Genomic DNA, 26,609 nt, shown 5'->3' with positions numbered 1-26,609 from the left:
CGTCTGGTTGACGGCCCCGACCGCCGTTTCGGGGCCGGGCTCCGGTCCAAGCCTCAGCAGGCCGTGACCCGGTCGGGTTCCGGGGCAGGTTCGGTCGCACGGTCCTGCCTGTGGCCGTCCTTGGTGGGCCGCGGGCGGAGCGGCCACCACATGGCCCGGCCGAGGAGTGCGGCGAGGGCGGGGACCAGCACCAGCGACACGACGAGCGCGGAGAGCATGATGCCGAGCGTCATCGCGAAGGCCATCTGCTCGTTGCCCGGGGACGTGATGAGGCTGGCGAAGGAGGCGGCCAGTACCAGGCCGGCCGTCGCGATGGCCGGTGTCGTGTGCCGTACCGCGCGGGCTACGGCGGCGCGGGCCGGGCCCGGTCGCCGCATCTCCTCCCGGATCCGGTCGGCGATGAGGATGTTGTAGTCGGTGCCCAGCGCCACGACGAACAGGAACAGCACCAGCGGGAGGGTGTAGCTGACGCCCGGGGTGCCGAGGACGTGCTGGAACAGCAGCGTGGCGGCACCGAGGGTCGCGGCGAAGCCGAGCCCGACGGAGAACATCAGGACCACCGGTGCGAGCAGGCTGCGCAGGAGCAGCAGGAGGATCAGCGCGATCAGCCCGGCCGCGACCGGGAACACGATCTTCAGGTCGTGGTCGACGGCGGTCGAGATGTCGGCGAAGATCGCCGCCGTTCCGCCCACGTATGCCGCCGTCCCGGCGGGCGTGTGCTGGGCGACCGCGGCCCGGATCGGTCCGGAGGCCAGGTCGCGGGCCTGCTGGCTCTGCGGGTCCGCGGTCGTGTACAGGTCGATCCGGGCAGCACGGTGGTCGTTGTTCAGGACGGTCCGTGCGATCTGGCCCACGCCCTTGACCTGGGTGAGCGCACGGGAGAGGCCGTCGAGCCGGCCGGTGGTGAGGACGCCGCCGTCGGTGGCGGTGACGAAGACGCTCGTCGGGTCCGACACGCCGGCCGGCAGCGTGCGGGAGATCTCGGCCGCGGTGGCCGCGGCGGGGGTCCGGGCATCGGAGCCGCCCCGGCCGTAGTCCATGTGGATGCCGACCAGCCCGGCGGCCAGCGCGGCAAGCAGGGCGACGGAGCCGGTCAGCATCGTCAGCGGTCGTCGCGTGACCAGCGCCCCGAAGCGGGCGGCACGGCCCTCGCGCGGCTCGTGGCCAAGGGTCCGGGAGGGCCAGAACATCTTGCGCCCGGCGGCCGCGAGCAGTGCCGGCAGCAGGGTGAGGCTGCCGAGCAGCGTCACCAGGACCGCGATGGCGATCGCGGGGCCCATCGAGCGGAACTGCCCGAAGGTCGCCACGCCCAGCGTGGCGAACGCGGCCACGATGGTCAGCGCCGCCGAGGTGATCGCGGTGCCCACCCGGGCGGAGACCTGCGCGGCCGCCTCGCGGGCGGACTGCTCGGGCCGGGCCCGCAGTTGCTCGCGGAAGCGGAACAGCAGGAACAGCAGGTAGTCGATGCCGATGCCGAGCAGGACCACATTGATCATCCCCGTGATGCCCGGGTCGAGTTTGCGCCCGGTGAGCATCGCGCCACCCACGACGGCTCCGGTCGCCACGAAGCCGATCATGGCGACCGCGAGCAGCGGCAGCAGGGCTGCCAGCGCACTGCGGAACGCCAGAACGTTGAGCAGGATGACGAGTCCCATGATGAGGGCGCCCCCGACCGTCGCGGCGGTCTTGTGGGAATCGGTGGTGTCGACGGTGTCGGCGAGAGCACCGGTGAAACCGGTGCGCATCCCCGCCTCGGAGAACTGCGTCCGGGCGGCGTCCCGGAAGGTCCGGTAGACGCCCTGGACCCCCTTGTCCGTGCGATTGCCGATCAGCTCGACGGAGAGCAGTTCGAAACTCCGGTCGGGCGCCGTCATTGCCGGGGCGATCCGGGGCGTCTGGGAGCGGTCCGGGACCAGGAACTGCGGGCCGTCGTCTTCCCTCGGCATGATCACCCGGCGCTTGCCCAGCTTCGCCGCCTCGGCCTCGACCCGCTTCCGGTCGGCGGCGCTGAGGGCCTTGCCGTCGGACCGGGCGACCAGCACCGTCACGGTGGTGGCGTCGGGGTTCACCCCGAACCGCTCCTGGGCGATGTGCAGCGCGGCGGCCGAGTCGTAGCTGCGGGGCAGGAAGTCCCCGGTCTGGTTCTGGGTGACGCCGGCGATCAGTGTCGGGGTCAGGGCGCTCAGCACGACACCCAGCACCGCCCAGAGGGCGATGACCCTCCATGGGTGTCTGGTGGAGTATCCGGTCAGGGCACGGATCACGATGTCCTCCGGCGGACGGTATTGACTGCGGACGTCTGCCGGGGGCTCCCGGCCGGTATCCAGACCATCACTCCGAGAGGCGGCAAACCTCCTGGTGGCGGATGATCCGGACCGGGGCCCTGGGGCCTTCCTCCGGTCCGGGACCAGGACCAGGGTCCTGGTCCCGGACCGGGCCGAGTCCGGGACGGGGGCCGCGAACCGCCGCCGACGGCGTTGCCGCCGCGGCTGCTGTGCAACCCTGGTCCGGGGGCCGGGAGGCCGGATACAGGGGGAACAGACATGCCCAGGGACCGACACGTCGGGCCTGGCGATGCCCGGGAGCTGCCGCACATCGACAGCGCCGAGCCGCCGTGGACCCGCAACGACGCACTCGTGACCGGCGGGGCGTGTGTGATGAACCTGCTCAGCTACGTGTTCTTCGACGACCCCGACGGCCGATACGCCGTGAGCGTGGTCGGGTTCCTCCTCGTCGCGCTGGCGGCCCTGCCGCTGCTCGCTCGGCGCCGCCATCCGGTGGCGGCGCTCGCCGCCGTACTGGTGCTCGATGCGACGGCCACCCTGACCGTGCCGCTGCCCAGCCACTTCGGTGCCGTCCTGCTGGTCGCCCTGTACTCGGTCGCCAGGGCCTGCCGCAGCCGGGTGACCGCGGTCGCGGCCGTCGCGACGGTGTCGCTGATGCTGCTGAGCCAGAGCGGCGGCCGGGTTCCGCCCTGGCAGGACGCCGTTTTCGCGCCCCTGTCCACCCTGATCGTCGTCGGCGCCGCCATGGCGGTCAACCGCTGGCAGCAACAGGTGGCGGCCAACCGCAGACTCCTCGCCGACCGTGCGGTGGCTGACGAACGCCGCCGTATCGCACGGGAGTTGCATGACATCGTGGCCCACCACATCACCACCATGCAGCTGATGGCCGGCGGAGCCCGGGCCAACATCGCCGAACCGGAGGTGGTCCGGGACGCCCTGGTCACCCTGGAGTCCTCCGGGCGGCTCGCGCTGCGCGAGATGCGCCAGCTCCTCGACGTGCTGCGGGCCGGCGACGAACCGGAGGCCGCGCCGTCGCTGCCCCAGCCCGGCGCCGACGACCTCGACCGCCTGGTGGCCGAGTCCCGCCTTGCCGGGCTGCCGACCGAGTTCAGCGTCCGCGGGCCGCGGCGCCCGCTGCCGCCGACCGTCGGCCTCACGGTGTTCAGGATCGCCCAGGAAGCCCTCACCAACGCCCGCAAGCACGCGGGGCCCGCCCGCGCGTCCGTACGGCTGACGTACCGCCAGGAGCGGATCACCGTCGAGGTGTGGGACGACGGCGGGGGCACACCGCCGCAGGAGAGGGCACCGACGGCGGGCTCCGGCGGTTACGGCCTGATCGGTATGCGCGAGCGCGTCGCCCTGCACGGCGGCACCCTCAGCGCCGGCCCGCAGGCCGGCGGGGGGTTCGCCGTGGCGGCCGACCTGCCGCTGACCATGGACGAGGCGGCCGAGGCGGCCGTCCAGCACGAGGGGGCACATCGATGACCGGGACCGGGCCGACGCTGCCGAGGATCAGGGTGCTGATCGTGGACGACCAGCCGCTGGTCCGGCGCGGCCTGTCGCTGATCCTCTCCCCCGACCCGTCCTTCGAGGTGGTGGGAGAGGCCGAGAACGGCGCGCAGGCCGTCACCCTCGCCCGCCGACTGCGCCCCGACGTCGTGGTGATGGACATCCGGATGCCCGTCCTCGACGGGGTCGGCGCGACCAGGGAACTCGCCGCCACCGTGCCCGACTGCCGGGTCCTGGCCCTGAGCACCTTCGACCTCGACGAGTACGTCGTGGGCGCCCTGCGCGCGGGAGCCTACGGGTTCCTGCCCAAGGACAGCTCCCCGGAGGACCTGAGCGCGGCGATCCGCACCGTCCACGCCGGTGAGGCCGCCGTCGCGCCGCGCCTGCTCACCCGGCTGATCTCCACCTACGTACGGGCACCCCACGGTACGCGGCCGACCCCCACCGGCCTGGGTGAACTCACGCCCCGCGAGGTCGAGGTGTGGCGTCTGATGGCCACCGGCCTCGACAACACCGGGATCTCCCGCACCCTGGACATCAGCCTCTCCACGGTCAAGAACTACATCACCAGCATCTTCGACAAGCTCGCCGTCCGCGACCGCGCCCAGGCGGTCATCGTGGCCTACGAATCGGGCCTGGTCACCGCCCGCGTGGCGGCCGGGGACCCGCCCGGTGACGGGCACACCGGATAGCGGAGAGCGGTGCGCTCACTTCCCGCGCGGGGTGGTGTCGGGAAGGGCCAGGACATCAGGGGTCCTGCTTGGCGGGTGCGCTGTCGGCGAGGACGGCGCGGCCGTCCTCGGTAGCACCGGTGCGCGGTTGGTGGCCGGGGATGTCACCGCCGCGGCCACCGGCAGCCGCTCGGATACCCCCGGCACCACTCGACGGCGAGGGGTGCCGCCGCGGCACCCCATGACCATCGCCACCGGTCCTGCCGCACGGGATGATCAGTCGGTCGATGAGGTGCCGCAGAGTGCGTTGTCGATCAGGCGGGCAGTGGCTTGGCCCTGCTCTCGTGTGCCGGGGTAGGTGGTGCGTGAGACGATCACGCTGGTGCGGCCGTCCTGGGTGACGGCGTTGTCGGTGATGAACCCGGGTGTGCCGCCGGGGTGCGACCAGGCCGTGACCCCGCAGCTCAGTCGCTGCTTGGCCATGCCCAGGCCGAACTCCCTGCCGGGCGCGCCGATGGGAACCGTGGTCGTCATCTTCTTCAGCTGCTGCGGCGGCAGTAGCTTCCCGCCCAGCAGCGCACGCCAGAACCTGCTCAGGTCGCCGGTGGTGGTGACGGCCTCCCCCGCCGCACCGGCCCAGCCGAGACTGAGCAGGGTGACGCGGAACGGCCGGGAGGTCTTGGCGTCCTCGGTGTAGCTCTGCACGTGCGGCTTGGGCAGGAGCGGGGAGTCGCCGGGCAACGTCGTGTTCCGCAGCCGCAGCGGCGTGATGATCCGGCGCTTCACCTCCTTGCGCCAGGAGTTCCCGGTGGCCCGCTCGATGACCAGCCCGGCCAAGAGGTAGTTGATGTTCGAATAGCTCCAGCGGGCGCCGGGGGCGAAGAGCGGGCGGTGGCCGACGCTGAGAGCCACCAGCCGCCGCGGGTTCATGCGCAGGAACCGGTAGGTGCGGTAGCCCCGCTCGGTGCGCATCTTCTCCTCGATGTCGCCCACGGAGTCATACAGGCCGCTGGTGTGCTGGAGCAGGTTTCTGATGGTGATCGCGCGCCCGTCGTTGCCGTTGCCGCGCACCAGCCCGGGAAGCCACCGTTCGACGCTGTCGTCAAGGGACAGGCGGCCCTCCGCCTCCAACTGCAAGATCACAGCAGCGACGAAGGTCTTGGTGTTGCTGCCCATCCGGAAGTGCCCGTCGAGCGGGATCGGCACGTTGCGGCCCCGCACCGCCGTACCGCTCGCCGCGGCCAGGTCACCGCCGGGTGAGATCACCCGCGCCTGCACTCCCAGCGTGCCGGCGTCGCGGATCGCATCCAGATCCGCCTGCAAGGCCGCCCGATCGTATCGGGACGACGATGCGTGAGCCGGACCCACCGTCGGCGCACCGACGGACGCGGCCACGGCCGCTGACGCCACGACCGCATGGAAACGACGCCAGCTCACACTCTTCATAATCATTCTTTGCCTCCCGGCGGATTCGATGCTGCCCACCATGGGTGTCTGGTGGAGTATCCGGTCAGGGCGCGGATCACGATGTCCTCCGGCGGACGGACTTGAATACAAGCGTCTGCCGGGGGCTCCAGCCCGATATCCAGACCATCACTTCGAGAGGCGGCAAACCTCCTGGTGGCGGATGATCCGGGCCGGGGCCCTGGGTCCTTCCCCCGGATCGGGACCAGGACCTTGGTCCTGGTCCCGATCCGGATACGGCTCCGCGGACTGCCTTGGATGGCGGGGCTCAGCAGCAGGCTGACGCCGGGCTCTGTCCGTCGTCCCGGGCGGCTTCAGCCTTTCGTCGCGGCGCCAGGCAGGGGCAGGCGAACCCGGGGACCGTCCATGCCGCCTGCCCGGTCAAGCCGTCGGCCCTCCCGCGTGCACGCCGATGGCCCCGGTGGAGCCGGGACGTGCGAGGTCTGGGTGGGAAAAGTCCATCTCCTTCATCCGGGCCGCCTTGCCCCGGGCCCGCCACCGGATGAACAGCGGGGAGGTGACCGGCATCCTGCGACACCCTCGTGCTATCTCCGCGGCCATGTCTCTGTGCCGCTACCCCTTGGACTCAATCGTCTGGGCGAAAACGGGACGAGAGCTCCGGCGCGGTGGCGGCCGGCGGATGATCCGGCCGGGCCCGTGGCGGAGCGGTTTCGCCGGGCCGTACCGTGGAAGGCTCACCTGGGTGGATGACGTGTGGGATCTGGTGATCGTCGGTGGCGGCCCCGCGGGCTCGGCGGCCGCCCTCCGCGCCAAGCAGCTCCGACCGGCCGCGCGGGTGCTCCTGCTCGACAGGGCCGACTTCCCCCGTGACAAGGCCTGCGGCGACGGCGTCGCCGCCCACGGCCGCGACGAGCTCGCCCTGCTCGGCGTCCCCGATCTCATCGCCGACTACCGGCCGACGCGGCGCCTGACAGTGGTCTCCCCGGGCGGCGCGCGCGTCTGCGCCACCGTCGCCCGGCCCAACCACGTCGTCCCCCGCACGGTCTTCGACGCCCGCCTCGTCGACGCCGCCCGGGCGCGCGGCGTCGAGGTCCGCCGCCATCGCGTCCGCGCCCTCGCCGCCCACGGCGGTCACATCGTCGTCGACGGCGCCTTCACCGCCCGCGCGGTCGTCGCCGCCGACGGGGCCAACTCGACCGTGCGGCGCCTCATCGGCGTCCCGGCCTCTCCGGCCAGGCACACCGCGATCGCCGTCCGCGGCTACGCCGACGTGCCCGACGACGACGACGTCCAGTTCATCGCCATGCAGAAGGAGGGCTGGCCCGCGTACGCGTGGTCGTTCCCGATCGGCGACGGCACCGCCAACGTCGGCTTCGGGATGCTCCTGCCCCGGCTGCACGCCACCGGACTGCCCGGCCGCGAAGTGCTCCACGGACGGCTCGCCGAACTGCTTCCCCACCTCCCGGCCCGCGACCTGCGCGCCCACCACCTGCCCCTGTCACCCGGCCGGCCGAGGCCCGGCGCGGGCCGGGTGATGCTCGCCGGCGACGCCGCCGGCCTGGTCAACCCGCTCACGGGCGAGGGCATCTACTACGCGCTGGTCTCCGGCAGGCTCGCCGGCGAGGCCGCCGTCCAGGCGGCCGGAGACCCGCTGCCCGCCTACCGGAACGCCCTGCGAAAGGCACTCGGCCGCCACCTGCGCACCACCGACGTGCTCGCCCGCGCCGCCCAGTCGCCCGGTTTCATCGACGCCGCCATCGACACCGCAGACCGGCGCCAGGAGGTGTTCGACCTGCTGGTCGACGTGGGTCTCGGCGCGGGCACCGTGCCCCTGAGGCTCGGATGCGCCGTGCTCGGCCGCTGGATCCTGAACGGTGTCCGGCGAGGGTGAGGAAGCACTCCCGAGGGAAGCCGTCAGGGTCTCCTGCGGGAAGGTCAGGGTCTCCCGCGGTGCGGGAAGGTCAGGGTCTCCCGGAGGAGGGAGGCAGGGGGAGATCCCGCCGGGAGGCTCCGGCGGTTCCGAAGCGATCCGATGCGCCGATCCGTTCGCGACCGGTTCCACCATGCGGCAGAGTGGTCGGGTGGCACGTCACGTTCTCCCGATACTTCTTGGTCTGGCCGTCCTGTCCGGCTGCGGATCCGAGGGCACGCTCAGCCAGGCGGCGCTGGATCAGGCGCGTGCCCAGGGGGTGGCTCCGGATCTGATCTATGTGGTCGACCTGCCGGGGTACGAGCTGGCCGAGCAGTCGGTCGGCGGGGTCGGGGGAGAGGGCTTCGGGGCCTTCTACGTCTCGCCCGAGGGCGGGCAGGTGGAGCTCCGGACCGACCGCGGCACGTTCAGCGACGCCCTGTGCGCCGACACGCCCGTCAAGGATGCCGAACCGGCGGCGGCGGTGCGGTGCGAGCGTGACGAGGTCGGCTGGTACCGCGTGGCGGGAGACCACCACGAGTACACGGTGGTCAGCGGTGACCACTACATCCGGCTGAACGGCCGCGTCGGAGAGGCGGACCGGGCCGCGTTGAAGGCGGCCGTGGCCGGAGCGCGGCATGTGACCGGGGAAGGTTCCGGGACACCCCTGCCATCGCGCACCCCGGTGGAGCGCGGCGACCTGCCGACCAACGGTGACAGCGCGCCGGACAACGACGCGGGCGCCGGCGGCTGAACCGGGCCCGGCGGCCGGGCTCCGTGGGAGACGGGACGGGATCTCCCGTACGGCCGGGGCCTTATGTACGGCCGGAGCCCTCTGCGTGATCCGGGCTTTCCGCGCGGCCGGGATCTCCTGTACGGCCGGGGCCTTCCGTGCGGCCGGCGACATGTGGGCGCGCGGATCGGACGATCAGCCGGCGTCGCCGCCCGCCGTCGCGCCGATGGTCCGCGCGAGTTCCACCGGCACCGGGTAGGGGCGCTCCGGCGGGAGCAGGGCTGTCACGTCCCGGCCGTCCCGGAGGGCGGTGTGGACGTCGCGGACCCGGTCGGTGATGTCGGTGATCGAGACGGTCCAGTCGTCGAGATAGCGGTCGACGGCCTGGCCGGACAGGCCGATCTGGATGGACCGGTGGGGCAGGGCGTTGTGGTGCGGGTCGCGTTCGGGGTCCCACTGGACGCGGACCGGGCTGTGCCGCAGGCGTTCCTTCCAGGTCTCCTGGTCGCCGTCCCGGCCGGGGTGGCTGAGGCAGGAGTGGGCCAGTGCCCACTCGAAGCCGGCGCGGGTGAGGTCGATGGCCAGGACCCGGGTCTGGCCGGGCTTGGTCGCGTAGCCGCAGCGGTACATCATCCACAGAAACGACGGCTTGATCCAGGTCATCCGCTCCCGCTTGAAGGGCGCGACGAACCGCTGCGCCGCGACAGCGGGCTCGGCGACGGCCGGGTCGTAGGCCTGGTAGACGGTGATCGACTTCTCCGTGTAGGCGGCGCGGATCTGCCGGTGGGGCATGTTCATGCCGATCAGCGTGGCGAACGGCGCCCGGGCCGGGCAACGGGATTAACCCGGTGAACGGCGGACCCGGTCCCCATCCTGGATCCGGGAGCGTGGCGAGCACCCTGGGGAGATGGAGTCTGGCCGCCCTGGCGGGCGCCGGGACGGAGGGGCGCGCTCCCGGCCTCGTGGCCGACGGTCGTGAAAACAGAAAATCCCAGGCCATCGGCCTGGGATTTCTCTGGTGGACGATACAGGGATTGAACCTGTGACCTCTTCCGTGTCAGGGAAGCGCTCTCCCGCTGAGCTAATCGTCCTCGTCGAAGCCTAGAGGTGGAGACGGGATTTGAACCCGTGTACACGGCTTTGCAGGCCGTTGCCTCGCCTCTCGGCCACTCCACCGGAGTGAGGGTCCGAAGACCCTTCGAGCGGAAGACGGGATTCGAACCCGCGACCCTCACCTTGGCAAGGTGATGCTCTACCACTGAGCCACTTCCGCATGTTTCCGCCGGGTTTTTCTCCCCGCGGCGACGAGAGAACTCTAGCGGGTTTTCCGGGTGGTTGCGTAACCGCGCGTCAACCGGGCGGCAATCCCGCGGTCGCGGGCGCAACCACCGCCTCGCCGGTCCCCTCCACCACTCCAGGGACGTCCGTGCGGGGAATGATTCGTCCCGCCGCGCCCGGTGCGGTAGAAACAACCAGGTGGAGTCGTTGAAACTCGGATCGCTTGAGGTCTGGCCGCCCATCGTCCTCGCGCCCATGGCCGGGATCACCAACGCGCCCTTCCGGACCCTCTGCCGCGAGCAGGGCGGCGGACTGTTCGTCTGCGAGATGATCACGACGCGGGCGCTGGTGGAGCGCAACGCCAAGACGTTCAAGATGATCCGGTTCGAGCCGGCGGAGAAGCCTCGCAGCATCCAGCTCTACGGGGTCGACCCGGTGACCGTCGGCAAGGCCGTCCGGATGATCGCCGATGAGGACCTGGCCGACCACGTCGACCTCAACTTCGGCTGCCCGGTGCCCAAGGTGACCCGGCGCGGCGGCGGCTCCGCCCTGCCGTACAAGCGGAACCTGCTCCGGGCCATCCTCCGCGAGGCCGTGCGCAACGCCGGGACGCTGCCGGTGACCATGAAGATGCGCAAGGGCATCGACGACGACCACCTGACCTACCTGGACGCGGGACGGATCGCCGTGGAGGAGGGCGTCTCCGCGATCGCCCTGCACGGCCGTACCGCCGTCCAGCACTACGGCGGGACCGCCGACTGGGAGGCCATCGCGCGGCTGAAGGAGGCGGTGACGGAGATCCCGGTGCTCGGCAACGGCGACATCTGGAGCGCCGCCGACGCGCTGCGGATGATGGACGAGACCGGATGTGACGGCGTCGTCGTGGGCCGGGGCTGCCTCGGCCGCCCGTGGCTGTTCAGGGACCTGGCGGTCGCCTGCGAGGGCGGGCGGGAGCGCCTCCGGCCGCCGCTGGGGGAGGTCGCCGCGACCATGGACCGGCACGCCACGCTGCTGGCCGAGTGCTTCGGCAGCGAGCCGCACGCCGTGGCCGACTTCCGCAAGCACGTCGGCTGGTACCTCAAGGGCTTCACCGTCGGATCCGACCTCCGCCGCCGCCTGGCCACCTCCGTCACCCTCGCCGGCCTGCGGGAGGGCCTGGCCGAGCTCGACGCGGCCCAGCCCTGGCCCGAGGGCGCCGACGCGCCCCGCGGCAAGTCCAACCCGCGTGACCGGGTCCACCTGCCCGCCGGCTGGCTGGACGACCCCTACGACCTGGCTGTCCCCGGCGCGGACGCCGAGCTCGACACCTCGGGTGGCTGAGGCGCCACGACCGCGAGAACGGCCGGCCCCCTCTCCGGGACCGTGAGAACGGGCCGGCCCCGCCCCTCCTCCGGGACCGTGCGACACCCCTCTCCGGGACCCGGGACCGTGCGACACCTCTCTCCGGGACCGCGAGAACGACCGGCCCCGCCCCTCTCCGCGACGGTGCGGGGCGTCACGGCTGGCTCAGGTCGCGGCGGAGGTACTCGGCGGTGAAGGAGCCGGTCACGTCGAGGAGCTGCCGGGGCGTGCCCTCGAACACGACCGTGCCGCCCCGGTCCCCGCCGTCGGGGCCGAGGTCGATGATCCAGTCGGCGTGCTTGACGACGTCGAGGTTGTGCTCGATGACGATGACGGAGTTGCCGGCGTCCACCAGGCTGTCCATGATGGCGAGCAGGTGCTTGACGTCGGACATGTGCAGTCCCGTGGTCGGCTCGTCCATCACGTAGACGCTGCCGGTCTTGTGGAGCTCGCCGGCGAGCTTGATCCGCTGGCACTCGCCCCCGGACAGGCTGTTGAGCGGCTGGCCGAGCTTGAGGTAGCCCAGCCCCACCTCGTTGACCGCGCGCAGGATGCGCAGCGGCTTCGGCTCGGTGAAGAACTCCGCCGCCTCGCCCGCCGTCATCTCCAGCACGTCGAGGACGGACCTGCCGCGCAGGGTGTGCCGGAGCACCTCCTCCCGGAACCGCCGCCCCTGGCAGACCTCGCACGTCGACGTGATGCCGTCCATGAACGCCAGGTCGGTGTAGATGATCCCCAGCCCCTGGCACTCCGGGCAGGCTCCCTTGGAGTTGAAGCTGAACAGGGCCGGGCTGACGCCGCCCGCTCTGGCGAACAGCTTGCGGACCTCGTCCATCAGCCCGGTGTAGGTGGCCGGGTTCGACCGGATCGACCGGCTGACCGCCGACTGGTCGATGACCACCGCGTCGGGGTGCCGCTCCAGGAACACCTTGTTGACAAGGGTGCTCTTGCCCGACCCGGCCACCCCCGTGACCACGGTGAGCACGCCGGTGGGGAAGGCGACCGTGACGTCCTTCAGGTTGTGCGCGGTGGCGCCGGCGACGGTCAGCGCACCGGCCGGCTCGCGGAACTCCGCCTTGAGCGGCCGGTTGTGGCGCAGGTGCCGGCCGGTGAGGGTGCCCGCCCGGTGCAGGCCGGCGACGCCGCCCTCGTAGACGATCTCGCCGCCGTGCGCGCCCGCGTGCGGCCCGACGTCCACCACGTGGTCGGCGATCTCGATGACGTCGCGGTCGTGCTCGACCACGAGCACGGTGTTGCCCTTGTCGCGCAGCTCGCGCAGCAGGTTGTTCATCCGGGTCACGTCGCGCGGGTGCAGGCCGACGGTGGGCTCGTCGAAGATGTAGGTCATGTCGGTGAGGCTGCTGCCCAGGTGCCGGACCATCTTGATCCGCTGCGACTCCCCGCCGGAGAGCGTGCTCGTCGCCCGGTCCAGGCTGAGGTAGCCGAGGCCGATGGAGATCAGGTGCCGCAGCCGTTCCAGGATCGCCGCGACCATCGTCGCCGCGACCGGGACGGTGATCCCGGCTATCACGTCCACCAGATGACGGGCCTCCATCGAGGCCAGCTCGGCGATGTTGCGGCCGTCGACGCGGCAGGCCAGCGCCGCCTGGTTGAGCCTGGCGCCTTCGCACAGCGGGCAGCGGCGCGCGGAGACGAACTCCATCACCGAGTCGAGGCCGGACTTTCCCTCGGTGTCCCGGTTGATCTGGAGCCGGTAGAACTTGTCGACCACCCCTTCGTACTTCTGCGGGACCGTCCCGCCCTGCGTCTCGAACATGACGTCCGGCCCGGTGCCGCCCAGCAGCGTCTGCCACTCGGCCTCGGTGTAGTCCTCCAGCGGCTTGTCGTTGTCGAACAGCCCGGAGTGGATGTAGGTCTTCCAGTACCACGTGCCGACCCGGAAGCCGGGCAGCAGGATCGCGCCCCCGTTCAGCGACTTCGACCGGTCGAAGGCCCGCTCGACGTCCAGGACCACCTTCCGGCCCACGCCCTGGCACTCCGGGCACATCCCGGCGGGGTCGTTGAAGGAGAACGCGTTGGAGTAGCCCGCGGGCGGCGTGCCGATCCGGGAGTAGAGCAGCCGCATCAGGGAGAGGATGTCGGTGATCGTGCCGACGGTGGAGCGGGAGTTGCCGCCGATGCGCTGCTGCCCGATGACGACCGCGGTGGAGAGGTTCTCGATGCCGTCGGCGTCCGGCTGGCCGTACTTGGGCAGGCGGTTGCGGATGAACGTGCTGAAGGTCTCGTTGAGCTGCCGCTGCGACTCCGCGGCGATCGTGTCGAAGACGATGGACGACTTGCCGGACCCCGAGACGCCGGTGAAGACCGTGATCTGCTTCTTCGGGATCCTCAGTGAGACGTTCTTGAGGTTGTTCTCACGGGCGCCCTTTATCTCGATGTGGCTCATGAAACCGACGCTAGCCACGGTTTAGGCCAGTTTCCGGCCGCAACCGGTGGCATCGTGGCACTCATGGCAGATACCACCGCACGGGTGCTCCGGCTGCTCTCGCTGCTCCAGGCACACCGTGAGTGGCCGGGGCCCGAGCTGGCCGGGCGGCTGGAGGTCAGCCCTCGCACGCTGCGCCGCGACATCGACCGGCTGCGCGAGCTGGGCTACCCGGTCCACGCGACGACCGGCCCGGCCGGGGGCTACCGGCTGGAGGCGGGGACCGCGATGCCGCCGCTGCTGCTCGACGACGAGGAGGCCGTGGCCATCGCGGTGGGCCTGCGCACGGCGGCGAGCGGCGGGGTGACCGGGATCGAGGAGACCTCCCTGCGGGCCCTGGCCAAGCTGGAGCAGGTCCTGCCCTCCCGGCTGCGCCGCAGGGTCAACACCCTGCAGACCCAGACCGTGGCGGTGCGCGGCTGGTGGCCGACCGTGGACCCCGACACCCTGGCGCTCCTGGCCCAGGCGAGCCGGGACCACGAGCGGCTGCGCTTCGGCTACCGCCGGCGCGACGGCACGGAGAGCGCCCGCCTGGTCGAGCCCTACCGGCTGGCCTCCACCGGGCGGCGCTGGTATCTCGTCGGCTGGGACACCGACCGGCGGGACTGGCGGACCTTCCGGGTGGACCGGCTCACCTCGCCGCTGGCCACCGGCGCGCGCTTCAGCCCGCGCGAGCCGCCGCCCGGCTACGTGGAGGAGTCGGTGGTCGCCCCCATCAGCCGCTACCGGGCCGTGGTGACCCTGTACGCGCCCCTGGAGGTCGTCGCCGACCGTTTCTCCGCTCCGGGGGCGATGATCGAGGCTCTGGACGAGCACAGCTGCCTGCTGCGCACCGGCGGGGACTCGCTGGAGTGGCTCGCGCTCACCATCGGAATGCTCGGCCTGGACTTCACCGTCCACGACCCGCCCGAGCTGGCCGACTACGTCGGGCTGCTCGCCGCCCGGCTTCAGGCGTCGACCGCACCGCCGCTGCGCCAGTAGACGTTGTTCTCCCGGCTCAGCAGCCCGTCGTCGACCAGGTAGCGGCGTAGCGCCGCGTAGTCGTCGTGGAAGGCGCGCAGCGCGGTGTTGACCTCCTTCTCCGGATAGCGGACCCCCGGCTCGAAGACCTGGGCGACGTAGTTCAGCACGATGAGCTGCTTGTCGCGCTTGGTGGGGATCGCCCGGAGCCGTCCCTCGACCAGGAAGGACTGCAGCACCTTCTCCTCGGGGGAGAGCGGGACGGCGGGCCTGGCCGCGGCGTGCAGCAGCTCGCGGAACCGTTCCCGGCGCGCCTGCCAGCGGCCGTCGTCGTCCCGTACGGCCAGCCCGCCGCGTTCCAGCCGGTCCAGCGCCTGCCGTGTCGGATCCTTGCCCAGCCCGGCATCCTCAGGCGTGCCGTCCAGCGCCAGTGCCGCCAGCACCCGCAACGTGTCCTTCTGGTAGAGCAGGCCCAGCACCTGCCTGATCGCGTCGTCGTTCATGCTCCCTATTCTGTCGGCCCCGTCCGCCGCCTCCGCGCCATGGACGGCGGGCCCGGCGCTCCTGGCATCATGTAGCGCATGTCGAGAAAGATCATTTTCACCGCGGCCCTCCTCGCCGGTACGGCTCTCGCCGGTGCCTCCCCCGCCTCCGCCGCCGCCCCCGCGGTCCCGAAGGGGTTCCTGCTGCACGACAGGGAGGTGGCGACGGATCAGGCCAAGAAGGACGAGCCCGCCGACGCCGAGAACGTCTGGCGGGCCAGCGCCAAGGTCGGGGAGAGGTTCGCCGCCGATTTCTGCGCCCACGACACGGTGATCGCCTCGCTGCCGAAGGACAGGATCGGCCAGACCGGCCGGGCGGCGGCCCGGACGGTCTACCTCGACGTCAAGGGCGAGACCGAGACCGCCGAGCAGGTGATCCTCTACCGCTCGGAGCAGGCCGCGCGCGCGGCGCTGGGACAGTTCCGGGCGGCCGTGGAGAAGTGCAGGCAGTCCGAGGTCTGGAAGAGCGGCTCCTACAGCCGGACGCTGGCCCGGGTCGCCCTCGGGGACGAGGCCTGGAAGAGCAGCGCCCGGGAGTACGAGGACGGCGGGCCCGTCGCCGGAGACGACGTCGTGATCGCACGCCGGGCCAACGCGGTCATCGTCTACCTCGCCTCCGCCTCCGCCAAGCCGTCCGCCAGGAGCTACACCCAGCAGCTCGCGCACACCAGGCAGATGCTCGCCAAGATCTGCCAGATCGCCGCCTGCGCCCCGCAGCAGGGGTGAGACGGGCCGGCCCGGAGCGCGGACGGTCGCGTCCTGGCCGGCCCCGCGAGGTCAGAGGCGGTTGAGGCCGATGACGTGGACCACGGCGCGGCCCTCCTCGTCGGAGGCGCCCAGGTCCACCTGGGCGTCGATGCCCCAGTCGCCGTCGCCCGCCGGGTCGGCGACGACCTGGCGGACCCGCCAGAACTCCTTCTCCTCCTCGATGCGGAGCAGGCCCGGCCCGCGGGCGTCCGGGCCGGTGCCGATCTCCTCGTGGTCGTCGTAGTAGGCGTCGAGGGCGGCGCCCCAGTCCACGTCCGGCGCCAGCTCGGCCAGCTCCTGCTCCCTCTCCAGGGAGGCCAGCTCGATCAGGCGGAACATCGCGTTGCGGACCAGCACGCGGAACGCGCGGGTGTTGGCGGTGACCGGCCGGGTCCTCTCCTCAAGGGAGGGCGCCTCCAGCTCGCCGGTCGGGTTCTGCAGCTGCTCCCACTCGTCCAGGAGGCTGGAGTCGACCTGGCGGACCAGCTCGCCGAGCCACTCGATGAGGTCGATGAGGTCCTCGGTCTTGAGGTGCTCGGGGATGGTCCGCGACAGGGTGCGGTAGGCGTCGGCGAGGTAGCGCAGGACGGTGCCCTCGGACCGGGCCAGCTCGTAGAACTGGATGTAGTCGGCGAAGGTCATCGCCCGTTCGTACATGTCCCGCACGACGGTCTTGGGGCTGACGGTGTAGTCGCCGACCCAGGGGTGGCCTCGCCGGTAGGTCTCGTAGGCGCCCAGCAGCAGGTCGGCCAGCGGCATCGGGTAGGTGACGTCGTTGAGGAGCTCCATCCGCTCCTCGTATTCGATGCCGTCGGCCTTCATCTGCGCCACGGCCTCGCCCCGGGCCTTGTTGAGCTGCGCGGACAGGATCTGGCGGGGGTCGTCGAGGATGGACTCGATGATGGAGACCATGTCCAGGGCGTAGTTGGGCGACTCCATGTCCAGCAGTTCGAGGGTGGCCAGCGCGAAGGTGGACAGCGCCTGGTTGAGCGCGAAGTCCTCCTGGAGGTCGACGGTCAGGCGGGCCATCCGGCCCTGGTCGTCAGGCTCGGCGAGCTTCTCCACCACGCCGCCGGCCAGCAGCGAGCGGTAGATCGCGATGGCCTGGCTGATGTGCCGCCGCTGCCACTTGCGGTCCTCGTGGTTGTCGGTGAGCAGGTGCTTCATCGCCGCGTAGCAGTCGCCGGGGCGGTTGATCACCGCGAGCAGCATCGCGTTGCTGACCTTGAACCGGGAGTTGAGCGGCTCGGGCTCGGCGCTCTGCAGCTTCTCGAAGGTCTCCTCGCTCCAGCCGACGAAGCCCTCCGGGGGCTTCTTGCGGGCGTAGCCGCGCCTTCTCTTGGGGTCGTCGCCGATCTTGGCCAGCGCCTTCTCGTTCTCGACGACGTGGTCGGGGGCCTGGCAGACGACGTAGCCGATGGTGTCGAAGCCCGCCCGCCCGGCCCGTCCGGCGATCTGGTGGAACTCGCGGGCGCGCAGCCGCCGCACCTTGTTGCCGTCGTACTTCGACAGCGCGGTGAACAGCACGGTCCTGATCGGCACGTTGACGCCGACGCCGAGGGTGTCGGTGCCGCAGATGACCTTCAGCAGGCCGGCCTGGGCGAGCCGCTCCACCAGGCGGCGGTATTTGGGGAGCATCCCGGCGTGGTGCACGCCGATGCCGTGCCGTACGAGACGCGACAGCGCCCGGCCGAACCTGGTGGTGAACCGGAAGTTGCCGATGAGGGCGGCGATGGCCTCCTTCTCGGTCTTGGTGGACATGTTGATGCTCATCAGCGCCTGCGCCCGCTCCATGGCCGCGGCCTGGGTGAAGTGGACGACGTAGACGGGCGCCTGGTTGGTGGTGAGCATCTCCTCCAGGGTCTCGTGGAGGGGGGTCATCCGGTAGGAGTAGACCAGCGGGACCGGCCGCTCGGCGTTCTTGACCACGGCGGTGGACCTGCCGGTGCGCCGGGTCAGGTCCTCCTCGAAGCGGCTCACGTCGCCGAGCGTCGCCGACATCAGGATGAACTGCACGTCCGGCAGCTCCAGCAGCGGCACCTGCCAGGCCCACCCCCGGTCGGGCTCGGCGTAGAAGTGGAACTCGTCCATCACGACCTGGCCGATGTCGGCCTTGGCGCCGTCGCGCAGCGCGACGTTGGCGAGGATCTCGGCGGTGCAGCAGATGATCGGCGCGCCGGGGTTCACGCTCGCGTCGCCGGTCATCATGCCGACGTTCTCGGTGCCGAACAGCGCGCACAGGTCGAAGAACTTCTCCGACACCAGCGCCTTGATCGGCGCGGTGTAGAAGGTGCGCACGTCCCGGGTCAGCGCGGCGAAGTGCGCTCCGGCCGCGACCAGGCTCTTACCCGATCCGGTCGGGGTGGCCAGGATCAGGTTGTTTCCGGAGACGACCTCGATCAGCGCCTCCTCCTGGGCGGGATAGAGGGTGAGCCCGCGCTCGGAATTCCATTCGACGAACGCGTCGAAGATGGCATCGGGGTCGGCGTCGATCTCTTCTGGCAGGCGATCTACAAGGCTCACAGTTCAATACTGCCGAAGAACTGAAGGTGGTCGGACCGGCTCGGGCAATAGATGTGATCGTATCTTGCGCAGGATGGATGACCCTGGGCGGCTATACCCGCCCAAATCTCATCAAATTATGATCAAGGGGACTCAACGGACGGCCGTGCCGCCGGCTGGAGCCGGGGAGCCGACCAGGTGAGCGCCAGGCCCGCCACGAGCATCCCCGCGCCGAGCACCGGAGCCGTCCCCGGGACGAAACCGATCACCGTGAGAACGAGCAGGCCCGTCCCGGCCAGCGCCACAGCCACCACGATCCGGGCCGTGCCCCCGGCGTACGGCGAGGCCTGCGGCGGCGTCTCGAACCGGGAGAAGCAGCGCAGCAGCGGGGACATGGCCAGGGAGAGCATGAGCAGCCAGTGCGGCCAGCCCGACAGCCAGGCCGAGGTCCCCGGCTCGGGGGTGGAGACGCCCAGGCCCACCACGACCACCGAGGTGACGATCGTCAGCGCGCTCATGTGCCACAGGTAGACGGTCATCATCCGGGGAGCCGCCCAGGCGAGCACCCGCGACACCCCCGGCCACTCCGCGAGCGCGACGATCCACCGGCGCAGCGCCAGCGCCAGCCCGATCTGGCCGAACGCCACCGCGAGCAGCGCGATCGTGGGAGGCGCCATGTTGGAGACGGCCGCGCCCGGCATCCCGATCATGCTGCCCGGGTAGGGGCCGAAGGCCACCAGCGCCGCGGCCAGGCCGTACCCGGTGAGGGCCATGGCCCAGGGGCGGCTCAGGCGGCCGTCGGCGTAGAGGAAGCCGAGCTGGTGCACCGCCAGCCAGACCAGGGCGATGTTGAGGAAGCCGACGACCTCCAGGCCGGTGGTGAAACGGGCGACGTCCACCACGACGGCCCCCGCCGTCAGCACCACGGGCACCCGCCAGCCGTACAGCATGTTGAGCCGGAGCATCGACGGGGTCACCGCCACCGCGACCAGGTAGACGGCCAGGAACCACAGGAGCTGACCGGCCAGGCGCGAGGCCGTGACCACCGGCTGCTCCGGCAGGCCGAGCGCCTGCAGCAGGTGGGGCAGGGGCAGCCACACCGCCGCCAGCGGCAGCACCGGCCAGACCAGGCGGCGCAGCCGCACCGCCAGCCAGGCGGGGACCGTGCCGCCACGCCGTACCGAGCCCCGCCAGCTGATCGCGTTGGCCGCGCCCCCCGCGAAGAAGACCAGCGGCATCACCTGGCTGATCCAGGTGACCACCCACGCGCCGCCCGCCGACAGCGCGTTGCCGGTGGAGATCCGCCCATCGGAGAAGGACAGCACCGGCATGCTCCAGTGCTGCAGCACCACCAGGGCCATGCCGAACAGGCGCAGCACGTCGATGAACACGTCACGACCCTGCGGCGCGGGCGCCGCGCGGACTGCTGAGCGGGAGATGACGGCGGTCATGGGGGTCTCGATTCGTCGGGGGAGCGGTGGTTCAACCCTCCCGTGGGGCCCCCGGCCGGCGCAGTCACGCCCGCAGCAGTTTCCCCTTCAAGCTCGCACCCGTGACGGGGGTAGGGCTGGCCCTACCCCCGGACGGCGGCACGCAGGGTCGAAGCCTCACCCCCGGGCTCGTAGCGTTGACGCCATGAGAACCCTCCTGCGCCGTATCGGCACGGACAGCCGGTATCTGATCGCCGGCTTCCCCCTCTCCGTCGTCTTCTTCGTCCTGATGGTGGCGGGCTTCGCCGCCGGGATCGGCACGGTGGTCGTGTGGGTGGGGCTGCCGGTCCTGGCGACGACGCTGCTGGTGGCACGGGGCATGGCCGATGTGGAACGGCGGATGCTGCCCGAGGTGCTCGGCCGCGCGCTGCCCCGCCCCCGCTACCGGCCGGCGCCGGAGACGGCCGGATGGTTCCGCCGCATGGTGAACCCCCTGACCAGCGGCCAGTCGTGGCTCGACCTGCTCTACGGGATCGTGGCCTTCCCGATCTCCGTCGTGACGTTCGTCTTCACGGTGACCTGGTGGGCCGGGACGATCCTGGGCCTGGCCACCCCCCTCTACGGATGGATCACCGCCGCCATCCCGGGCAACGAGGGGCTGGCCTACCTGCTCGGGCTCGGGGACAGCGTCTGGATCGACGTGGTCATCAACACCAGCATCGGCGTGCTGTTCGCGCTCACCCTGCCGGTGGTCGTGCGCAGCGCCGCGCTCATCCGGGCCGGGCTCGGCCGTGCCATGCTGACCGGCGTCGCCGAGCTGCACGAGCGCATCGACGACCTCGCCGAGGGCCGGGCCGCCGCGGTGTCGGCCGAGGCCAACGCGCTGCGGCGGCTGGAGCGCGACATCCACGACGGGCCGCAGCAGCGCCTGGTCTCCCTGGCCATGGACCTGTCACGGGCCCAGCGCCAGCTCAAGCGCGACCCGCAGGCGGTCGAGGCGATGCTCAGCCAGGCCATCACCTCGACCCGGGACACCCTGGACGAGCTGCGCGCGCTCTCCCGCGGCATCGCGCCGCCGATCCTGACCGACCGCGGCCTGGCCCCGGCGCTCGCGGCGCTGGCCAGCCGCTGCACCATCCCCGTCGAGCTGGACGTGCAGGTCACCGGCCGCTTCGCGGCGGCGGTGGAGAACACCGTCTACTTCGTGGTCGCCGAGAGCCTGACCAACGTCGCCAAGCACAGCCACGCCACCGTCTGCACGGTGTCGCTGACCAAGACCGGGGGCGTCCTGATGCTGACGATCGGGGATGATGGAGTGGGCGGCGCACACGTCGCCAAGGGACACGGCCTGTCCGGGCTCGGCGACCGCCTCAAGGCGGTCGACGGGGAGCTCGCGGTGGACTCACCGGTGGGCGGGCCGACAGTGATCGTGGCGGAGGTGCCGTGCGGGTAGTCGTGGCCGACGACGCAGTGCTGATCAGAGAGGGCCTGATCAGGCTGCTCGAGGAGTTCGGCTGCGAGGTGGTCGCGGCGGTGGGGGACGGCGACGGCCTGGTGGAGGCCGTCGCCGAGCACCGGCCGGACGTCTCGGTGGTCGACGTCAGAATGCCGCCCGGTTTCACCGACGAGGGGCTGCGGGCGGCGGTCGAGGCGCGCCGGCGGGTGCCGGGCGCGCCGATGCTGATCCTGTCCCAGTACGTGGAGGTGTCCTATGCCGACGACCTGCTGGCCGACGCCAGGGGCGCGGTGGGCTACCTGCTCAAGGACCGGGTCGTGGACGTGGACGACTTCATGGGGGGCCTGCGCACCGTCGCGGCCGGTGGGACGATCTTCGACCCGCAGGTGGTGGCCCAGCTGATGGTACGGCGGCGCCGCGACGACCCGCTCGCCCTGCTCACCCCGCGAGAGCGGGAGGTGCTCGGCCTGATGGCGGAGGGCAGGTCCAACCCCGCCATCGGCCGCCAGCTCGTGATCAGCGACGGCGCGGTGGAGAAGCACATCCGGAGCATCTTCGCCAAGCTCGGCCTGTACGCCGAGGACGGTGACCAGCACCGCCGCGTCCTGGCCGTCCTCGCCTACCTGCGCTCCTGAGCCCGGCAGCCCGCTGAGCCCGGCTGTCTCCTGAGCCGGGTCGTCTCCTGAGCCGGGTTGTCTGCTGAGCCGGGCCGCCTCCGAGCCGGGCTGTTCCCGGCTCCGGCGGGCGGCCGCCGGCGAGTGCGCCCGACGGCCGGGAGAGCCGGAGAGCCCCGGTGAGGGTGAAGGGGACCGCGGGATCCGGCGGCCCCCTTTCCCGGGTAAACGCTCAGTTCGACGCTTTCAGGTATCCGTTGTCGAGCAGCCATGCCACGGACACCTCCGGGGACGTCCGGGGCGCTTCGGGAATGTACTTGCTCACCAGGTGGTACTGCCGTCCGGCGCCTTCCTGCTGGAATGCCGCGGCGGCCGGACCGCCATCCACTTTGAACTCCTTTATCACCTTGTAGGTGTGGTAGTTGCAGATGTATTTCGGGGCCGCCTGAAAGGTGTTGAGATTGTTCGGCGGCAGCGCGCGCCCGACGTAGGACGCGCCGAGCGGGGAGACGAAGGAGCCCTGCTCGCCGCCGAAACGGTCGAGGTCCGTGCCGACCGGCAGTGTCACCGTCCGCACCAGCAGCTTGCCGTTGGCGTAGCCGCCGGAGTGGGCGAAGCCGTAGTCCTGCGGGTAGCGCCACCAGTTGGTGCTCTCGTCCCAGTAGCGGTCGACGAACTCCTGCGGGGAGATCCCGTTCAGCGGCTTGTAGTCGCGCAGGATCTTGCCGAGCGGCCCGTCCTCCGGGAGATACTTGGGCCCGAGGATCGGGTCGTCGTCGAGGTACGGCGGCCCGCAGACCTGCTTGGAGGGTTTGCCGTCCGCCGTGGGGGCCGTCCGGCCGGAGGCCTCCGGCTGAGTGGCGGCCCCGGCGTTCACGGACGGGACGGTGTCCGTGGGCGGCGCGACGTTCGTGGCCGGCGCGGTGTGCACGGACGACGCGGTGTCCGTGGCCGGCACGGGGCGCGGCCGCGTGATCGTATCCACGCACGGAAGGCCCGCCGCGACCGGCACTCCGGCGGCCGAGGCGGACGGGCAGTAGGTGCCGGGCGGGCCGGAGGCCGGATGGGCGCCGGTGGCGGCATGGGCCGCGACACCGGTGAAAGCAGCAGTGACGAGGCCGATGGCGGCGGCCAGCGGTGCGCGTCGTCGAAAATGCCGCACGGATCCCCCTGATGAACTTCACGCTGAGGTGAATCGGATATATGGCCTTAATCTGTGAATCAGTGGGGAAGGTGCCATGGAGGGGCGTATTCTTCGCTATCCACGGCCTTTCTCCCCAGCCATTCCGTCCGGGGGTGGAGTGATCGGCATGCGTCCCCGCCCGTTCTGAATGAAACAGCCGATCCGTGCCTACCCTGCCGTTCATCTGCGGCACCGCGGGCAAGTTAATCGAATGACAAAAGCGAAAAGACAAAAGGCGTAGCAGTGCCTATTTTCGATTACATGGAGAAATCGGATTGACTGCTCCTCGTCCCGCGTGTCCGCCATCTGTCCGGCGGGTGCGGGGCGGTCCGATGGACGCGGCGACCGGCGGCCGAGGAGGGACCTGGGGCCACGTCCAATGGCGTGGCGTACGAGTGTCCGACGCCGGGGCTGGGCTGAGGATGAGGCCGGGGGTGGAGTCGGAGGCATTCGTCGTCAATCGGCGCGGCGCCGTACGGGGACCGTTACCGCCGCCCGCCACCGGCGGAACCCGTACGCCACGTCCGTGGACGCAACCGGGCCCGGTGGGCGGGAGGCCGGAGGGCGAGGGCGGAAGGGGGGCGGGCGGCGGTTGATCTCGCAATGGGTGCGGAGTGCCGGTCCAGCTCCGGGGTCGCTCAGGACGTGGTTCGATCGGAGTCCCCTGAGCGGTGAGGACCCTTCTGACGTGCTGTTATTCGATCGTGACTTGACGTCGCCCATTACGGGCGAGTTACATTCCCCTAACCCCGTAAACGTTTTCAGCAAATCACCGAAGATGGCGGTAAACGTTTACAGAAAGGTGTGGTCTCTGTGAGCGACGGGCCGACGATCACCACGATCGCGGAGCGGGCGGGCGTCTCGATCGCCTCGGTCTCCCGCGTGCTCAACGGGCTGCCGACCCGCGAGGACACCGTGCGCCGGGTGCTCAGCGCGGCCGACGAGCTGGGATACGTCCCCAACTCGGTGGCCCGGTCGCTGAAGTCGCGCCGGACCAACCAGGTGGCCTTCGCCATGGCCGACATCGGCAACCCGGTCTACCTGACGATGGTCCGCGAGATCCAGCCGGTGCTGAAGGCGGCGGGATACCGTCTCGTGCTGCACTCCACGGACGCGGACGTGGCCGAGGAGATCGACGTGCTCCGCAGCCTCGGAGAGCGCTACGTGGACGGGCTCATCATGATCCCGCTACGGATCGGCGAGGCCCACCTGAAGGCCGTCGAGGCGGCCCGCGCCCCCGTGGTCATCATCGGCTCGGTGCCGGACGGCACGCGGGTGGACAACGTCCGCACCGACTCGCGCACCGGCGTACGGCTGGCGCTGGAGCACTTCCACTCCCTGGGGCGCCGCCGCATCGGATTCGTCAACGGCCCGCTGGACACGGTCCCCGGCTCGGCCCGGTCCACGGCCTACGCCGAGGGGATCAGGGAGCTCGGCCTGCCGTACGACGAGAACCTGGTGGAGATCGGCGACTTCTACCGCGCCGAGGGGGCGCAGGCGGTGAGCCGGCTGCTGTCCAGGGCGCCCGACCTGGACGCCGTCATGTGCGCCAACGACCTGATCGCGCTCGGCGCGCTGGACGTCCTGCGCCGGGCGGGCCGGCGGGTGCCGGAGGACGTGGCGGTGGCCGGCATGGACGACATAGACCTGGCCGCCGTCGCCTGGCCCTCGCTGACCAGCGTCTCCCTCGGCTCGGCCGAGCGTGGCCGGCTGGCGGCCGAACTGCTCCTGGACCGGCTGGGCAACGGCGACCGGGACCCCAAGGTGGTCACCGTGCCGCCCCACCTCATGATCCGGGCCTCGACCGTGGGAGAGGAGACCCCGTGACCCTCACCGCCGACCGGCCGGTCAGGACGGTGCCCCCGAAGAAGCCCCGCAAGGGCGGCCGGCAGGGGCGCGAGGCGCTGCTGCTGATGCTGCCCGCCCTGGTGCCCGTGCTGGTGTTCAGCGTGGGGCCGCTGCTGTACGGAATCTTCCTGGCCTTCACCGACGCGCGCTCCGGGCGCAACGCGGTCACCTCGTTCGTCGGCCTGTCGAACTTCGGGGACCTGCTGACCGACGGGGACTTCTGGGCGTCGTTCCGGATCGGGATGATCTGGGCGGTCTCGGTGACCGTGCTGCAGTTCCTGGCCTCGCTGGGGCTGGCGCTGCTGCTCAACCAGAAAATGCGGTTCCGGGGGTTCGCCCGGGTGCTGGCCATGGTGCCGTGGGCGATGCCGCCGGTGGTCATCGGGCTGATGTGGCGGCTGGTCTACCACCCGGACGCCGGGATCCTCAACAGCATGCTGGGCACCGAGATCGACTGGCTCAACGACTTCTCCATCGCGCTGCCCGCGGTGATCGTCGTCGGGATCTGGACCGGCATGCCGCAGACCACGGTGGTGCTGCTGGCCGGGTTGCAGAGCGTCCCCAAGGAGCTGTACGAGGCGGTCGAGGTGGACGGCGCGGGTGTCTGGCGCAGGTTCTGGAACATCACCCTGCCCCAGCTCCGCCCGGTCATCGTGGCCATCACCTCGCTGGACTTCGTCTGGAACATCAACCAGTTCGGGCTGGTCTACGTTCTCACGCAGGGCGGCCCGGGAGGCCAGACCCGCCTGCCGATGCTGTTCGCCTACGAGGAGGCCTTCCGCTACGGCTTCTTCGGCTACGCGGCCACCCTGGGCGTGGCGATCGTGATCGTCGTGCTGGCCGTGCTGGGCGTCTACCTCTGGCGGCAGATGCGGGAGGCGAGCTGACATGGGCAAGGCGTTGCGTTATCTGGCCCTGGCCGGCTACATCGTCTTCCTGGCGTTCCCGCTGGTCTGGCTGCTGTCCACGGCGCTGAAGACCCCGCAGGAGATGGCGAGCCTGGATCCGACGTGGATCCCGCGCTCACCGACGCTGACCAACTTCGCCGACGCCTTCGCGGAGCAGGACCTGGTCGGCAGCGGGGTGCGCAGCCTCGTCGTCGCGGTGGTCAGCGCGGTGCTCACCGTGATCCTGGCGCTGCCCGCCGCCTACGCGCTGGCCCGCTACCGTTCGATGCTCAACCGGATCGCGATCGGGTGGGTTCTGGTCAGCCAGGTCTTCCCGTTCATCCTGATCATCCTCCCGCTGTTCATGGTGCTGCGCAGGCTGGACCTGGTGAACACGCTGACCGGCCTGACCGTCGTGCACGTCACCTTCACGCTGCCGTTCGCGCTGTGGATGCTCCAGGGATACGTCCGTGCCGTACCGCGCGAGCTGGAGGAGGCCGCCGCGGTGGACGGGGCCGGGCGGGTGCGGTCGCTGCTGAGCGTCGTCGCCCCGCTGCTGGCCCCCGGCGTGGTCGCGACCCTGCTGTTCTCGTTCATCTCCTCCTGGAACGAGTTCCTGTTCGCCCTGATCGTCCTCAAGGACCCGGATGTGGCGACCCTGCCGCTGACGCTGGTGAAGTTCACCGGCGCGGAGGGGGTCGTGCGCCTCGGGCCGCTCGCCGCAGCCTCGCTTCTGGCGACGATCCCGAGCCTGGTGTTCTTCGCATTCATCCAGCGACGGCTGAGGTCCGGCCTGATGGCCGGGGCCGTCAAGGGATAGATAGCCCACCCCCCGATAGGAGA

At 71.1% G+C, this 26,609-nt stretch carries 20 protein-coding genes and 3 tRNA genes; 12 read left to right on the top strand and 11 right to left on the bottom strand.

What is annotated here, in order from left to right; translation table 11 throughout:
* Positions 1-53 precede the first annotated feature (53 nt).
* Complete coding sequence (locus SROS_RS30025; RefSeq protein ID WP_012892677.1) at positions 54-2,264, bottom strand: MMPL family transporter; 2,211 nt, start codon at positions 2,262-2,264, stop codon at positions 54-56.
* A 279-nt stretch (positions 2,265-2,543) separates the two neighbouring features.
* On the opposite strand from SROS_RS30025, the gene SROS_RS30020 reads away from it, so the two are divergent.
* Entirely contained in the window at positions 2,544-3,770 is a 1,227-nt protein-coding gene (locus SROS_RS30020; protein ID WP_012892676.1) for a sensor histidine kinase, read from the top strand.
* Positions 3,767-4,486 (top strand): response regulator, encoded by a 720-nt coding sequence (locus SROS_RS30015; RefSeq protein WP_012892675.1) that lies wholly within the window; start codon positions 3,767-3,769, stop codon positions 4,484-4,486. Before SROS_RS30020 ends, SROS_RS30015 begins: the two co-directional genes overlap by 4 nt.
* 255 nt (positions 4,487-4,741) lie before the next feature.
* Here SROS_RS30015 and SROS_RS30010 read toward each other — a convergent pair whose 3' ends face one another.
* The gene (locus tag SROS_RS30010) at positions 4,742-5,788 is read right to left on the bottom strand and encodes a serine hydrolase domain-containing protein (RefSeq protein ID WP_218919716.1); all 1,047 of its coding nucleotides are present in this window, start codon (positions 5,786-5,788) and stop codon (positions 4,742-4,744) included.
* Between the two features lie 844 nt (positions 5,789-6,632).
* Here SROS_RS30010 and SROS_RS30005 point away from each other — a divergent pair.
* Both SROS_RS30005 and SROS_RS30000 read left to right on the top strand, forming a co-directional pair.
* On the top strand, positions 6,633-7,781 hold the full coding sequence (locus tag SROS_RS30005; RefSeq protein WP_043657056.1) for an NAD(P)/FAD-dependent oxidoreductase: 1,149 nt from the start codon (positions 6,633-6,635) through the stop codon (positions 7,779-7,781).
* Between the two features lie 190 nt (positions 7,782-7,971).
* Positions 7,972-8,553 (top strand): hypothetical protein, encoded by a 582-nt coding sequence (locus SROS_RS30000; RefSeq protein WP_148269246.1) that lies wholly within the window; start codon positions 7,972-7,974, stop codon positions 8,551-8,553.
* A 174-nt stretch (positions 8,554-8,727) separates the two neighbouring features.
* Here SROS_RS30000 and SROS_RS29995 read toward each other — a convergent pair whose 3' ends face one another.
* From SROS_RS29995 to SROS_RS29980, 4 genes are all read right to left on the bottom strand, one after another.
* On the bottom strand, positions 8,728-9,330 hold the full coding sequence (locus SROS_RS29995; RefSeq protein WP_012892670.1) for a DUF4291 domain-containing protein: 603 nt from the start codon (positions 9,328-9,330) through the stop codon (positions 8,728-8,730).
* 218 nt (positions 9,331-9,548) lie between these two features.
* Positions 9,549-9,623: transfer RNA gene (locus SROS_RS29990), tRNA-Val, on the bottom strand.
* 14 nt (positions 9,624-9,637) lie between these two features.
* Positions 9,638-9,708 (bottom strand) — tRNA-Cys (locus SROS_RS29985).
* A 25-nt stretch (positions 9,709-9,733) separates the two neighbouring features.
* Positions 9,734-9,805, bottom strand: a tRNA-Gly gene (locus SROS_RS29980).
* 203 nt (positions 9,806-10,008) lie between these two features.
* Between SROS_RS29980 and dusB the strand changes: the two genes are divergently transcribed.
* The gene (gene dusB, locus SROS_RS29975) at positions 10,009-11,130 is read left to right on the top strand and encodes a tRNA dihydrouridine synthase DusB (protein WP_012892669.1); all 1,122 of its coding nucleotides are present in this window, start codon (positions 10,009-10,011) and stop codon (positions 11,128-11,130) included.
* Between the two features lie 175 nt (positions 11,131-11,305).
* Here dusB and SROS_RS29970 read toward each other — a convergent pair whose 3' ends face one another.
* Positions 11,306-13,558 (bottom strand): ATP-binding cassette domain-containing protein, encoded by a 2,253-nt coding sequence (locus SROS_RS29970; RefSeq protein ID WP_012892668.1) that lies wholly within the window; start codon positions 13,556-13,558, stop codon positions 11,306-11,308.
* A 63-nt stretch (positions 13,559-13,621) separates the two neighbouring features.
* On the opposite strand from SROS_RS29970, the gene SROS_RS29965 reads away from it, so the two are divergent.
* Positions 13,622-14,578, top strand: a complete 957-nt coding sequence (locus tag SROS_RS29965) for a helix-turn-helix transcriptional regulator (protein ID WP_012892667.1) — start codon at positions 13,622-13,624, stop codon at positions 14,576-14,578.
* Here SROS_RS29965 and SROS_RS29960 read toward each other — a convergent pair.
* A complete protein-coding gene (locus tag SROS_RS29960; protein WP_012892666.1) occupies positions 14,545-15,060 on the bottom strand; it encodes a DUF2087 domain-containing protein in 516 nt (171 codons plus the stop codon). The two genes, SROS_RS29965 and SROS_RS29960, sit on opposite strands and share 34 nt — an antisense overlap.
* Before the next feature lie 78 nt (positions 15,061-15,138).
* Here SROS_RS29960 and SROS_RS29955 point away from each other — a divergent pair, with 78 nt between their 5' ends.
* Entirely contained in the window at positions 15,139-15,825 is a 687-nt protein-coding gene (locus tag SROS_RS29955) for a hypothetical protein (protein WP_012892665.1), read from the top strand.
* A gap of 51 nt (positions 15,826-15,876) precedes the next feature.
* Here the strand turns inward: SROS_RS29955 and SROS_RS29950 are convergent, their stop codons facing one another.
* Together SROS_RS29950 and SROS_RS29945 are read right to left on the bottom strand one after the other, a co-directional pair.
* Positions 15,877-18,369, bottom strand: a complete 2,493-nt coding sequence (locus SROS_RS29950; protein ID WP_012892664.1) for a DEAD/DEAH box helicase — start codon at positions 18,367-18,369, stop codon at positions 15,877-15,879.
* 122 nt (positions 18,370-18,491) lie between these two features.
* On the bottom strand, positions 18,492-19,799 hold the full coding sequence (locus tag SROS_RS29945) for an acyltransferase family protein (RefSeq protein ID WP_012892663.1): 1,308 nt from the start codon (positions 19,797-19,799) through the stop codon (positions 18,492-18,494).
* Between the two features lie 184 nt (positions 19,800-19,983).
* Here SROS_RS29945 and SROS_RS29940 point away from each other — a divergent pair, with 184 nt between their 5' ends.
* Together SROS_RS29940 and SROS_RS29935 are read left to right on the top strand one after the other, a co-directional pair.
* Entirely contained in the window at positions 19,984-21,231 is a 1,248-nt protein-coding gene (locus SROS_RS29940; RefSeq protein ID WP_012892662.1) for a sensor histidine kinase, read from the top strand.
* The gene (locus SROS_RS29935; protein ID WP_012892661.1) at positions 21,222-21,869 is read left to right on the top strand and encodes a response regulator transcription factor; all 648 of its coding nucleotides are present in this window, start codon (positions 21,222-21,224) and stop codon (positions 21,867-21,869) included. Before SROS_RS29940 ends, SROS_RS29935 begins: the two co-directional genes overlap by 10 nt.
* Before the next feature lie 211 nt (positions 21,870-22,080).
* Here SROS_RS29935 and SROS_RS29930 read toward each other — a convergent pair whose 3' ends face one another.
* Positions 22,081-23,010: a TNT domain-containing protein gene (locus tag SROS_RS29930; RefSeq protein WP_012892660.1), complete on the bottom strand. Its 930-nt coding sequence runs from the start codon at positions 23,008-23,010 to the stop codon at positions 22,081-22,083.
* A gap of 834 nt (positions 23,011-23,844) precedes the next feature.
* Between SROS_RS29930 and SROS_RS29920 the strand changes: the two genes are divergently transcribed.
* The 3 genes from SROS_RS29920 to SROS_RS29910 are packed head-to-tail and all read left to right on the top strand — an operon-like array spanning position 23,845 to position 26,586.
* A complete protein-coding gene (locus tag SROS_RS29920) occupies positions 23,845-24,858 on the top strand; it encodes a LacI family DNA-binding transcriptional regulator (protein ID WP_012892659.1) in 1,014 nt (337 codons plus the stop codon).
* A complete protein-coding gene (locus SROS_RS29915; RefSeq protein WP_012892658.1) occupies positions 24,855-25,766 on the top strand; it encodes a carbohydrate ABC transporter permease in 912 nt (303 codons plus the stop codon). The genes SROS_RS29920 and SROS_RS29915 overlap by 4 nt, the downstream gene beginning before the upstream one ends.
* A 1-nt stretch (position 25,767) precedes the next feature.
* Complete coding sequence (locus SROS_RS29910) at positions 25,768-26,586, top strand: carbohydrate ABC transporter permease (protein ID WP_012892657.1); 819 nt, start codon at positions 25,768-25,770, stop codon at positions 26,584-26,586.
* Positions 26,587-26,609 lie beyond the last annotated feature (23 nt).

This window comes from Streptosporangium roseum DSM 43021, assembly GCF_000024865.1.
Classification (GTDB): domain Bacteria; phylum Actinomycetota; class Actinomycetes; order Streptosporangiales; family Streptosporangiaceae; genus Streptosporangium; species Streptosporangium roseum.
This window is presented reverse-complemented; position numbering and strand designations above follow the sequence as displayed.